This is a genomic window from Vreelandella sedimenti, assembly GCF_013416325.1.
GTDB classification, from domain to species: domain Bacteria; phylum Pseudomonadota; class Gammaproteobacteria; order Pseudomonadales; family Halomonadaceae; genus Vreelandella; species Vreelandella sedimenti.
In genome coordinates this window covers 156703-168936 of record NZ_JACCGK010000004.1, presented here as the reverse complement: position 1 = coordinate 168936, position 12234 = coordinate 156703, and the positions used below count along the sequence as shown (strand labels likewise).

Below are 12234 nucleotides of genomic sequence, written 5' to 3'. Positions count from 1 at the left end.
CGCTCGTTTGAATACTCGTTTGACGACTCTTTGCATTAATAGGGGGTTAGCTTCCGCCGTTCGTCGCACCGTACTGAGCGGGGTGGCGTTTATACTGATGCTGATAACGCCCCTGACCTGGGGGCAGCAGCCAGCAGTGATTAGCGGCACCTTGGGCGCAGTGGGCTCCGATACTATGGCGGGGTTAATGCTACGCTGGGGAGAAACCCTCACCACCCGCTATCCTGACGTAAAGCTGCAGTTTCAAGCAAGTGGTTCGGCCAGTGCGCCCACGGCGCTGATGGCTGGTACCACCCGGCTTGGCCCGATGTCTCGTCCGATGACCAGCGAAGAGCGTGATAACTTTATTGAGCGCTATGGCTACCCACCGCTGGAATTAAAAGTTGCCCGTGACGCACTGATTGTGGTCGTACACCGCCATAACCCCTTGCGCGCTCTGACCCGCCAGCAGGTTGATGCGATCTTCTCAACCTCTCTGGCCTGCGGTGGCGAAACGCCGATCAGGCGCTGGGAGCAGCTATCGGCAACCCGTGACTGGTCATTTGGCAGCATTGCGCTGCATGGGCGTAACCTTGCCTCGGGCACCCATGGGCTATTTCAACAGCGGGCGTTATGTGGCGGTTTTTTTCGCAACGACATTAGCGAGCACCCCGGCTCATCGGCAGTGGTCGCGGCCGTCGGCGAATCTGCCAATGCGATGGGCTATGCGGGGCTTAACCACCTCACCCCAGCCGTGCATGCATTGAGTCTGTATAACGATGATGGCATTGCGATACCGCCCAATGAAGCGGCGATACAGGGCGGTGACTACCCACTGTCGCGCTATCTTTACCTCTATGTGAACCTACCGCCGGGGGAGACCTTACCCCCCGCCGAGCAGGCACTGCTCAAGTTGATTATGTCCGATGAGGGCCAGCAGATTGCACGCGCATCCGGCTTTGTACCATTAACCTCCAGTGTCCTTGGCGCACAACAGAGGTGGTAAACCACTGTCATCTAACTGACACATAATTGTCTTAGGGTAGGGATCCTGTCTATGCACTGTTTTTCAACACATCCTGGTTTTTCACTACCTATTGGTCAGCGCTATGATCACCTCGGTTTTGCCATGATATCCACATGACCCTACCTCGGTTAACCTCTTCTCGACAGCCGATTAGGCTATTGCAAGACCGCATGGCCACCGGTTTAATCACCGCTGGCGGCATAGGCGTGCTGTTGGCAATCCTGGCTATTGGTGTCTTTTTAGTGTGGGAAACCCTGCCGCTGCTGGCGATTGGCGATACCTTAGCGCTGGCTAAGCTCTCCCCTCTGGCGTGGGGCACGCTCAAAGCCGCATTAGCCGCACTGCTGTTCGCCATTCCCGTGGCCATGGGGGCCGCCATCTACTCTGCGCTGTTTATGTCAGCGCGCCTGCGCTCGCGGATCAAGCCCGCGCTCGAAATGATGGAGGCGATCCCCGGTGTGGTGGTGGGCTTTATTGCCGGGCTTATTTTGGCACCTTGGGTAGAACGCCACCTCGCCAGCGCTTTGGTGCTGATCATTTGGCTGCCGCTTAGCGCAGCGCTTGCCGGCTTACTCTGGCAGCGGGCCAAAACACGCCTACGCCGACACTTACCGCTCTCCTGGGCAGGTCTCTGGCTTGTTCCCTGGCTCGCTGTAATGGTGGCGCTAGCACTATGGCTCGCGCCCTGGATGGAGCAGCAGTGGTTCGACGGTGATCTACGCCAGTTACTCGACCAGCGCTACGGTATGGATTACGCCACACGTAACGCGCTGATTGTCGGCCTTGCCATGGGCTTTGCCGTTATCCCCAGTATCTATTCACTGGCAGAAGACGCGCTCGCCGATGTGCCTGCTAGCTTAATTGAGGGTGCCCAGGCGATGGGAGCCAGCCGCTGGCAGGCGCTATGGAAAGTGGCGCTAGTGGCAGCGGGCCCAGGTATTTTCTCGGCGATAATGATCGGTGCGGGCCGAGCGGTGGGCGAAACCATGATAGTGCTTATGGCCAGCGGTAATACGGCTCTGTTTAGCGCCAGCCCCTTCGAAGGCATGCGCTCCATGGCCGCGGCTATCGCCATTGAGCTGCCTGAAGCGTCACCCGGTGGCCAGACCTACCATCTGCTGATCTTGGCCGCCCTGGTGCTGTTTATCTTCACGTTTCTGGTCAATACCCTTGCCGAGGTCGTCCGCCAGCGCTTACGCCGCCGCTTCCGTCAGATGGGGGGCACATTATGACCTCTGCGTCCCACACCGTCTCTCGCCGCCGGCGTTTTAGCCGGGTAAATGATGTATGGCCCTGGCTTTGCGCAGCCAGCGTAGCGCTCTCCCTGCTGATGCTGGGCGCCCTACTCACGCTACTGCTGGTACGCGGGCTAGGGCACTTCTGGCCCGCTACGCTGGAAGAGGTCACCCTTGACTCGGGTGAAACCTTTGCTGGTCAAGCTGTGCGCGAAGTCGCGCTGCCCCAGCGAGCAGGGGATGAACGCCTCTACTTTACCGGCAACCAGGATATAGAGGGCGTTCGCTGGCGCTGGGTGGCGATTGATGACATTGCCGAGAGCGCCCAGCCAGACGATTTGATTCGGCTTGATCGCAGCCCCTGGGGTGACTTTATTGGCCGCTTGGTGGCCATTGAGCAGCATGATCAACGCTGGGAGGGGGACGCTGCCTGGCAGCGATTAAACGCTTTATTGGTACTTCCCGCCAGCCAACGCCAGGATAGCCAACTGCTGCTTACCACCGTGGACGGCCAAACCCTGCGCCAACCGCTGGCCAGCGTGGCGAGCGCTCAGGCTCCCAATGCCATGAGCGTCTGGCAGAAAACGCTCGCCTGGGGGGATGCGGTTTGGCGGTTTCTGAGTGAGGGCCCACGGGCCGCCAATACCGACGGTGGCGTCTGGCCCGCGATATTTGGCACGGTGCTGATGGTGATTTTAATGTCGGTGATGGTGACCCCATTTGGGGTGCTGGCCGCTATTTATCTCAATGAAATCGCTCACCAGGGGCGGCTGACCCGGCTGGTACGTATTGGTGTGCGCAATCTGGCGGGCGTTCCGTCGATTGTGTATGGCGTATTTGGTTTGGGAGTGTTTGTTTACGGCATCGGCGGCTCGCTGGATGAGTGGTTTTTCAGCGATACGCTGCCCTCCCCCACCTTTGGCACCGGCGGCCTGTTATGGGCATCACTCACCCTGGCACTGTTGACCCTACCAGTAGTGATTGTGGCAACAGAAGAGGGGCTAGCGCGGATTCCCGAGGCGCAGCGGGAAGGCGCCGTGGCGCTCGGCGCTACGCGCTTAGAGATGCTCACCCGCATTGTACTGCCCATGGCAGCCCCCGCCATGCTGACAGGCGTCATTTTAGCGGTTGCCCGCGCGGCCGGCGAAGTGGCGCCGCTAATGCTGGTTGGCGTTGCTAAGCTGGCGCCTCAAATGCCCATCGATGGTGAGTTTCCCTACCTACATTTAGAGCGCAAGTTCATGCACCTTGGCTATCATTTATTTGATACCGCCTTTCACGGCGAAGATGTGCAGGCTGCCATACCGCTGGTTTACGCCACGGCGCTACTTTTAGTGTTAATTGTGCTGGTGCTTAACCTAACTGCCATATTTCTGCGTCATTATCTTAGGCGTCAACGGGGAAACGAATGCTAGCGTCATTACATTCAGCCAATACCTCTCAGGCACCAGTGGCGCACTTTTCGTCCGAGCACAGCTGCCTGAGTATCGATCACTTTAGCCTCGCCTATGCGGGGAAAGAGGCGTTGTGCGAGCTAACCCTCAGCGTTCCCCGGCATCGTGTAACGGCCTTTATCGGCCCGTCAGGTTGCGGTAAGTCGACGCTGTTACGGGCAATTAACCGCTTGCACGATCTTAATGAGTCAGTCACCCACAGCGGCCAAATCACGCTGGAGGGGCAGGATATTCATGACCCGCAAATGAATGTGACTGAGCTGCGGCGACGTGTCGGGATGGTGTTTCAAACGCCCAACCCCTTCCCCATGTCGATCTATGAAAACGTGGCCTTTGGGCTACGACTGCAACAGCGCATGCCCAAGCGCAAAAGAGACGACATTATTGAGTGGGCACTAACTTCCGCCGCTCTGTGGGATGAGGTGAAAGACCGCCTACACCGTTCCGCTTGGCAGCTTTCCGGTGGCCAACAGCAGCGTCTGGTGATCGCCCGCACCTTAGCAATACAGCCCGACGTGCTGCTGCTTGATGAGCCAGCATCAGCGCTAGACCCGATTTCAACCCTCAAAATTGAGGAATTGATCCGTAACCTCAAGTCGGAGCTGACGCTGATCCTGGTCACCCACAATATGCAACAAGCGGCGCGCGTATCGGATTACACCGCCTTTTTGCATCAAGGGGAGCTGGTTGAATACGGCCCTACCGATCAGGTCTTCACCAACCCCCGTTTGCAACGCACTGAAAACTACATCACCGGCCGTATTACCTAGGCCTTAGCAACTGAACCGTCAGGAGTGCTCCATGGATATTACTAGCGACTCTCACAGCCAGCATATCTCTCGCCAGTTCAACCAGGAGTTGGAAGAGCTGAAAACCCACCTGATGGCCATGGGCGGTCTGGTGGAAAAGCAAGTGCAGGATGCCGTCTTTGCCCTACTGGAAGGCGATACCCGGTTAGCCGAGCAGGTGCGTGACAATGACCGCCAAGTCAACGATCTGCAGCTGCAAATCGACGATGAATGCACCCGCGTACTGGCGCGCCGCCAGCCTGCTGCTTCCGATTTGCGTCTGGTGCTGGCCGTCATCCGCGCCACCTCAGACTTAGAGCGCATTGGCGATGAAGCCAGTAAAATCGCCCGCAACGCCCTGCTCCTGAGCGAAAGTTCTAGCACCATTCGTGGCCTAGTAGAGGTGCGTCATATCAGCGAGCACGTACGTAAAATGCTGCGCGATGCGCTTACCGCCTTTGCCCGCTTTGATACCGACCTGGCTATGCAGGTCGTACGCGAAGACGAGCTGGTAGATGACGAGTACAGCAGCGCTATGCGCTCGTTAATGACCTTTATGATGGAAGACTCACGCTCTATAACGTCAGTACTCAGCATCATGTGGGTACTGCGCGCACTGGAGAGGGTAGGCGACCACGCCGACAACCTTGCTGAGTACGTAGTCTATCTCGTCAAAGGCCTGGATATTCGCCATAGCGACACCGACGAACTGGATCCACAGGTGCTAAAAAAGTCTTGACCTGATGGGGCTTTCCTCCTGCAATACGTCCAGGCTGCCACGCGGCCTGGACGTTGGAATCACGAGGAGCTCACCCAAATGCTGGATGCTGTCACTGCGCTTAGCCGAGGTACACGCTGTGTGTATCAGCCGGGGATGCGCCGCTATGTTTTTCTGCCTATTCTGGTCAACCTGATTGTCTACGTGAGCATGTTCAGCTTTGTACTCAACCGTTTTGATGGCTGGCTCGCCCACTGGATGGACATGGTACCCGTCTGGCTGGATTGGCTATCCTGGCTTATCTGGCCGCTTTTTGTGATTAGCCTGTTGGTAGTAGTGTTTTTTACCTTCACGCTGGTGACCAGCTTGATTGCAGCCCCTTTTTACGGCTTTTTGGCCGCCAAAGTTGAAGTTCAAGCCACTGGCCGTGAGCCCATTGATGACCGAAATCTGACCAAAACAGCCATCGATGCTGTGGGACGCGAGTTTGTTAAGCTCGCCTACATTCTGCCCCGTGCCGCAGGCCTATTTCTACTTAGCTGGATTCCAGGCGTGAATATCGTTGCTCCGCTACTCTGGGCGCTGTTTTCTGCCTGGGTGATGGCAATCACTTATCTAGACTACCCAATGGATAACAACAAGGTAACGTTTGCCGATATGCGCCAACGGCTCTCAAAGCGCTGGTGGCAAAGCCTCACCTTTGGGGGGTTAGTGACCTTAATTACCTGGATTCCGCTGGCCAACCTGTTTTTGATTCCCGGCGCCGTAGCGGGTGCCGTACTGCTGTGGGATGACCATTATAGAGACGTACGTAGTGACAAACGTGACGATGCACGTGGCATTACACCGCAGTAGGTGCTTATTACTCAGCTACGCCACCTTGCTACCTTTATGTTTTATTAGGCTATCCTGGACTCAATCGACAACAAAGGAATCACCGCATGATAAAACCGATGGCTTGGCTGGGTGGCATACTATTGATTGGCGCTATGTCTATTTCGATGACATCTATGACGCTAGCCCACGACGTAAAAACAGAGACTCTGCGCGTTGCGCACCCCTTCGCTACGCCAACCCCGCCGGGTGCGGTAAACGGCGCCGCCTACCTTGATATCACCGCCGTTTCAGGTCCCGTCACCCTGGTTGGCGCAAGCAGCCCTGCAAGCAGCAACGTTGAGCTGCACGATATGCAAATGGACGGCGATATGATGCAGATGCGGCATGTGGATGAGGTTCGTGTCGAGGCAGGGGAGACTTATACCATGCGCCCTGGTGGCGGCTTTCACTTAATGCTGATTGGCTTAACCGAGCCGCTGAAGGAGGGTGAGCGGTTTCCCCTCACGCTCACCTTCGCTGAACAAGGTGACGTAGACATCGAGGTCTGGATACAGAGCGCCCAAGATGGTAGCGAAGCTGCTGATGGGCATCACCACTGATGTCGGTTGCTTTTTTTAATACATAGCAAAAACCCCGCTGAAGCGGGGTTTTTAGCGAGCAACGATTACATTAGCAGTTACACTTATTCTATTATTTACCAGTCTGTGCTATTGCCTTCATCTCGGTTGAGCTCGCCGGGGCTGTAACCCTCGCGACGAGTTGCAGCGCCTTTTTCATTACTAGAAGCGCGACTGCTGGATGGAGAGAAGTCCAAACTATCCCCTTCATCACGGTTCAATTCGCCCGCAGCAACATGATCAGGTTTGGAGGCTGCATGTGTCTCAGGCTTGCCGATGATACCGGGATCAGCGGAACGATCTTGATTCAACTCGATGGAAGATTGTGCCATTACCAGGGGGCTCGCAATCAGACCAATAGCAAAGCCTACTAAAGCGGCTTTTCTGCTCATCTCTTTCACTAACATGACGTTCTCCACATTATGACTGGGTTCTGCTCAATGATAATCACAACGGCCATTACACATTATTTAAGCACTTAAAATGCCAAAATATAAATATTAATAATTTCTTTATCAAAATCAATTAATTACTTAAAATATATTGCATACAACAAAAACTAGCGCTATCATTTCTTGGAAAAGATGATTGTGTATCAATTGCACATGAGGCGTTTTATTCACATTTAAACGCTCGCCTTCCTCATCGGCTAAGCATGAAACGAACAGGTATGACAGATAAGAGATCCACAAATTGCAACGAGTAGCGCGGCAGAAATGGCTAGAGAAGGTTAGCAAACAGAGCTTGAGTACCACAAAAAATTAGACCCCGCATCAGCAGGGTCTAAGGACACAAGATATTGACAATGACTAGCGCTGGCTTCCTTTCCGTTTGCGGGACTCCAACCTTGGAATTTAACCCTGACCAACGCTCTGATTGTCTTTTGATTCATTCCTTGAATCGATGTGCATCCCTATCGATGTGACACGCTCCTGCGTGTTTAGCTCACACCTTTATCGTAATATATTTTCTCAATATTGCAAATATTTGTTACCAAACGTTTCCATCACCTACGTCTTGGGTCAAATCTTTTGCTGTGTACTCCGCTTGAGCGCTAGTGCGATGCGACTCTGCCTTGATGACTAGAGGGCGGTCGCCTTCGTCATACATCAAATCAGAGGGGCTAAATTCAGCCTGACCCGAGGTATGATGTGATTGAGCTTGAATAGGCTCATCGTCAACGGTCAGATCTCGATTTGCTTCGATGGACATATGGGCAAAGGCAAGCGGGCTTGCCAGCAAACCAAAAGAGAGACCTACAACGGCTGCTTTTTTAACAAATTCGTTAAACATACTATTTACTCCTGGTGACCGTTTGATACCGCTGAAGTGAAGTGAGAAGGGCTCTCTGGCCAGGTCTCACTGCGGCTAGCTTCACTGCCTCTAGATAGCATATGTAATGCCAACTCTCTTATTAAAATAAAATATTGATATAAATCAATATCTTAATATAAATATATTGCGCGCAACAATACACTGCTAAAAACAAAAGCACGCTAATTACATGAGCACTAATGACACATGCGCAAAATTGTCTGTGCCTTAATGACACACTCATCAAAATCAAAGGCTCGATACCAACAGAGCGCTACGGCATCGATTCATAAAAAACAAGCAATAGCACTGGATAGAGAGGCGCAAAGGAAAGATCGGCGGAAAAGATAAGGAAGAAAGTAGCGGGAGATAAAGCGAGGGGTAAAAGTAGGCAGCAAAAATTAGGCCCCGCATTGCGGGGCCCGATATCAGAATTGGCTATAGGTAATATCTAACGCTAGCTTCCACTCCTTGTGCGGGGCTCCAACCTTGGAATTAACCCTGACTAGTGTTCTGATTGCCTATTGATTCATCCGTGAATCTGAAAAGCATCCTTGCTTTTGTAACATCCTGTTAATCGCTTATTCATCCTCTGAAAATGCTTTAATGATATCTAAAGGGTCATTGATAATTAGCTACCACTATTTTCTTCTTCAAGCTCATCCTCGTCATACTCAGCATCGTCTGAGTGACTGCTTGATTGCGGATCCATGTCGCTGGCGCCATCACCTTCGTCATGGGTTAAATCATCAGCCATATCTGTTGTGTCATTGCCGGTTGAGCTGCCGGTACCTTGGGAATCCATCGGCTGCTCATCAGCAGTAATACCTTGGTTTTCATCAATCGCCGAATTTTCATCGGTTTGTGCAAAAGCTAATGGGCTTGCTATCAGACCAAAAGATACACCTAAAATGCCAGCTTTCTTGAGAAAATCCTTGGACGTCATATCCTACCTCCGATCGCTGTTTAATACCGCTTAATAAAGAAAGAAGGGCCTACTGAGAAGCCAGCAATTCCTGCGGTCATCTTCCTTAATCAATACTTTGCAGAAGGCATGCCAAAAACTGAAATATAAAATTAAAAACATAAAAATCAGCAGTTTAATTAAAAAAGATAGGCCAAAAAGACATCAGCTGAGTCACTACACAACGCTTTAATCTGTATAAAAATGACACATGAGTAAGCTTTACTAACCTTGCATGCCAATATTGCACACTTCTACAAATATTATGCGATGGGACATTTTGCTAATTTAAACGAGACGCGAGGAGGGGAAGGCGCAGCGAAACAACGCACCCTTGCCGGGGAGGGACTCAATTTGTAGTTGTGCATCGTGACGCAACAGAACGTGTTTAACGATCGCCAATCCTAAACCTGTGCCACCAGTCGCAGTGCTGCGCCCCTTATCAACACGGTAAAAGCGTTCAGTGAGTCGGGGAATATGAACGGGATCAATCCCTTCACCGTTATCTTCCACATCGATATAGCCGCCGCCAGTAGCGCTAGCTTTCCAGCGCAGGGTGATTTGGCTGCCTGCTGGCGTATAGCGAACCGCATTAAAGGCAAGGTTAGAGACGGCGCTGCGAATTTCCTGTTCACTGCCTAACAGTCGGGCATCGCTCTCAAGGGCGACGGTAATGGTATGACGTTGATGCGATAGGGCCAGCGCATCATCGCAAACGCTTTGCAGTAAAGGCTCCAGTGACAGCGGGTGATGGTCTTTACCGCCCTGGTCAATCTCCAAGCGCGAGAGCAGCAATAAGTCGTTGACCAGATTCTGCATCCGCTGGGTCTGTTCCTGCATTTGCTGAATACTACGTCCCAAGCGTGGCGGAAGCTGGTCGGAGATATCACTGTAGGTTTCTAAATAGCCAGAGAGAACGGTCAGCGGCGTACGTAACTCATGGGAAACGTTAGCGACAAAGTCGCGCCGCATCTGCTCAAGGCGATGCAAGCGCGTGATATCGCGAGCCATCACCAAGCGCTCGTCGTCACCGTAGAGGGTAATTTGATATTGCAGGATTCGCCGCTCATCAATCGGCGAGGTGAGCGTTAACGGCTCACTGTAGTTACGCGCATTAAAGTAGCTGATAAAGCCTGGGTCGCGCAGCAGGTTGGTAATGTGTTGACCACGATCATGGGCGGTTTGTAGCCCCAACATGGCGGTGGCGGCGCTATTCCACCATTCCAGATCACCGTGGCGATCAAGCATGACCACGCTATCACGCATTGCTTCAGACGACTCTTGGATACGCGCCAAAGTAGCCCGCAGACGGCTTTGGGTGATTCGCTGACTTTTTTGATAGCGGTATAAACGATCGAATAGCTCGCCCCACATCCCGCTAGCGGCAGGTGGCTCATCGTTAGGGTGGAGAGTGAGCCATAGGTAGAGCTCGCGTAACTGTCGCAAGTGGTAAAACAGGCATCCCGCAAGCCCTGCTGCGAGCCCCAGCCCAGCCGAGCCCAACAGCCAGCCCAAGCAAGTGCCCAGCGTGGCCAGCCACGCTATTCGCCACAGCTCACGACTCCATAAACGCACATTTACACCCGTGCAGAGAAACGGTAACCGGTACCCCGAACCGTTTGGATCAGGTTTTGATGCACGTCACCCAGCGCTTTACGCAAGCGGCGGATATGCACATCAACCGTGCGCTCTTCAACGTAAACATTGCCGCCCCACACTTGGTCAAGCAGTTGGCTGCGTGTGTAAGCACGCTCTTGATGGGTCATAAAAAACTGTAGCAAACGATACTCGGTGGGGCCCATTTCCAGCGCTTTGCCGTGGGCGCTTACCCGGTGGCTCACCGGATCAAGCAGTAGGCCGTTAATCTCAATCGGGTCTTCAACACCACGCGGTGTCGCACGGCGCAGCACCGCTTTTAGCCGTGCCACCAACTCCCGGGGTGAAAAAGGCTTGGTGATATAGTCATCGGCACCGGCTTCAAGCCCCTGAATTTTATTATCCTCTTCGCCTTTCGCGGTGAGCATAATAATCGGGATTTCGGCGGTGGTTTCTTCACGCTTTAGGCGTCTTGCCAGCTCAATACCGCTAGTGCCGGGCATCATCCAGTCCAGCAGCAGTAAATCGGGTTGGTGGTCGACCACCATGGCATGGGCATCCTGGGCGTTATCCGCTTCGAGCACGCGATAGTCAGCCATTTCCAGCGCTACCGCGATCATCTCGCGAATCGACGCCTCATCATCGACAATCAGAACGGTCTTGGCGGTCATACCAGAGCCTCACGGTGTTCAAAGAAACTAGTCCAAAGATAAACAGTTCAAAGATAAACAGTTCAATGACATGTCAGTGACGATAACACCATGACTTGATGACAATTATATGACATTCATAGAAATTAGCCCGCCGCAGGCCACCAACTTAGTGCGATACCGGCAAAAATCAGCAGTCCCGACCAGTGATTATTGAGAAACGCCTGGAAGCAAGCATTCCGCTCCTGAGCGTGAATTAAGCACTGCTGATGTAGGAAAGTCGCCGCCATTGCCGCTAGCGCTAACCAGAAGAAACCACCTAAACCAACTCGCCAACCTACCCAGGCCAGCAACCCCAGGGTGGCTACCTGGAGTAAGCCGATAATCAAACGATCCGCATTTCCGAACAGCACGGCCGTCGATTTAATGCCAATTTTTAAATCATCGTCGCGATCGACCATGGCGTATTGGGTATCGTAGGCCACTGTCCAGCACACATTAGCGCAGAATAGCAGCCATGCTTCCAGCGGCACGTGGCCGAGCACGGCGCCAAAAGCCATCGGTATTGCCCAGGAAAACGCCGCGCCCAGCACCACCTGAGGAAAGTGGGTATAGCGCTTCATAAACGGATAAATAATCGCCAGCAACACCCCGCCCAGCGAGAGCAGTACTGTAAACCAGTTAGTCAGTAATACCAGAATAAACGCAGCGGCCACCAGGGCGATAAACAGTAGTTGGGCTTCGGTTTCGCTGATACGGCCTGCCGCTAGCGGACGATGTTTTGTGCGTTTCACATGGCCGTCAAAGTGGCGATCCGCATAGTCATTGACCACACAGCCCGCGGCACGCATCACATAAACGCCGGCCACAAAAATCAGCAGCACATTTCGCCCTGGTACACCTTCCGCAGCTACCCATAATGCCCACAGCGTCGGCCACATCAAAAGCCATGTGCCTATCGGCCGATTCAAGCGCATCAGCTGTAAAAAATCTGCCACGCGAGCCCATCCCTTCGGCCGCAACAGTGAACGATCCATGCTTACCTCACGAAGAAT

The 12234-nt window shown here is 53.2% G+C and carries 13 protein-coding genes; 7 read left to right on the top strand and 6 right to left on the bottom strand.

The window, feature by feature from the left end; translation table 11 throughout:
• The first annotated feature begins 97 nt into the window (after positions 1–97).
• From HZU72_RS05730 to HZU72_RS05700, 7 genes are all read left to right on the top strand, one after another.
• Entirely contained in the window at positions 98–985 is an 888-nt protein-coding gene (locus HZU72_RS05730; RefSeq protein ID WP_180090941.1) for a PstS family phosphate ABC transporter substrate-binding protein, read from the top strand.
• A 134-nt stretch (positions 986–1119) separates the two neighbouring features.
• A complete protein-coding gene (locus HZU72_RS05725; RefSeq protein ID WP_180090940.1) occupies positions 1120–2238 on the top strand; it encodes an ABC transporter permease subunit in 1119 nt (372 codons plus the stop codon).
• Positions 2235–3656, top strand: coding sequence for a phosphate ABC transporter permease PstA (gene pstA, locus HZU72_RS05720; protein ID WP_180090939.1), 1422 nt, complete (start codon positions 2235–2237; stop codon positions 3654–3656). The genes HZU72_RS05725 and pstA overlap by 4 nt, the downstream gene beginning before the upstream one ends.
• Positions 3650–4465 carry a phosphate ABC transporter ATP-binding protein PstB gene (pstB, locus tag HZU72_RS05715; protein ID WP_180090938.1) on the top strand — a complete coding sequence of 272 codons (816 nt, stop codon included), beginning with the start codon at positions 3650–3652 and terminating at the stop codon, positions 4463–4465. The genes pstA and pstB overlap by 7 nt, the downstream gene beginning before the upstream one ends.
• Positions 4466–4496: 31 nt before the next feature.
• On the top strand, positions 4497–5222 hold the full coding sequence (gene phoU, locus HZU72_RS05710) for a phosphate signaling complex protein PhoU (RefSeq protein WP_180090937.1): 726 nt from the start codon (positions 4497–4499) through the stop codon (positions 5220–5222).
• Between the two features lie 78 nt (positions 5223–5300).
• Entirely contained in the window at positions 5301–6056 is a 756-nt protein-coding gene (gene cysZ / locus HZU72_RS05705) for a sulfate transporter CysZ (RefSeq protein ID WP_180090936.1), read from the top strand.
• A gap of 86 nt (positions 6057–6142) precedes the next feature.
• On the top strand, positions 6143–6637 hold the full coding sequence (locus HZU72_RS05700; protein ID WP_235975998.1) for a copper chaperone PCu(A)C: 495 nt from the start codon (positions 6143–6145) through the stop codon (positions 6635–6637).
• A gap of 95 nt (positions 6638–6732) precedes the next feature.
• Here HZU72_RS05700 and HZU72_RS05695 read toward each other — a convergent pair whose 3' ends face one another.
• The 6 genes from HZU72_RS05695 to ubiA form a co-directional block, all read right to left on the bottom strand.
• Positions 6733–7062 (bottom strand): hypothetical protein, encoded by a 330-nt coding sequence (locus HZU72_RS05695; protein ID WP_180090935.1) that lies wholly within the window; start codon positions 7060–7062, stop codon positions 6733–6735.
• 583 nt (positions 7063–7645) lie between these two features.
• Positions 7646–7948, bottom strand: coding sequence for a hypothetical protein (locus HZU72_RS05690; protein WP_180090934.1), 303 nt, complete (start codon positions 7946–7948; stop codon positions 7646–7648).
• Positions 7949–8600: 652 nt separating this feature from the next.
• On the bottom strand, positions 8601–8915 hold the full coding sequence (locus tag HZU72_RS05685; RefSeq protein WP_180090933.1) for a hypothetical protein: 315 nt from the start codon (positions 8913–8915) through the stop codon (positions 8601–8603).
• 306 nt (positions 8916–9221) lie between these two features.
• Positions 9222–10508 (bottom strand): phosphate regulon sensor histidine kinase PhoR, encoded by a 1287-nt coding sequence (gene phoR, locus HZU72_RS05680; RefSeq protein WP_180090932.1) that lies wholly within the window; start codon positions 10506–10508, stop codon positions 9222–9224.
• A 2-nt stretch (positions 10509–10510) separates the two neighbouring features.
• Positions 10511–11200, bottom strand: coding sequence for a phosphate regulon transcriptional regulator PhoB (gene phoB, locus HZU72_RS05675; protein WP_009286297.1), 690 nt, complete (start codon positions 11198–11200; stop codon positions 10511–10513).
• Positions 11201–11325: 125 nt separating this feature from the next.
• The gene (gene ubiA, locus HZU72_RS05670) at positions 11326–12216 is read right to left on the bottom strand and encodes a 4-hydroxybenzoate octaprenyltransferase (RefSeq protein WP_180090931.1); all 891 of its coding nucleotides are present in this window, start codon (positions 12214–12216) and stop codon (positions 11326–11328) included.
• Positions 12217–12234: the final 18 nt, after the last annotated feature.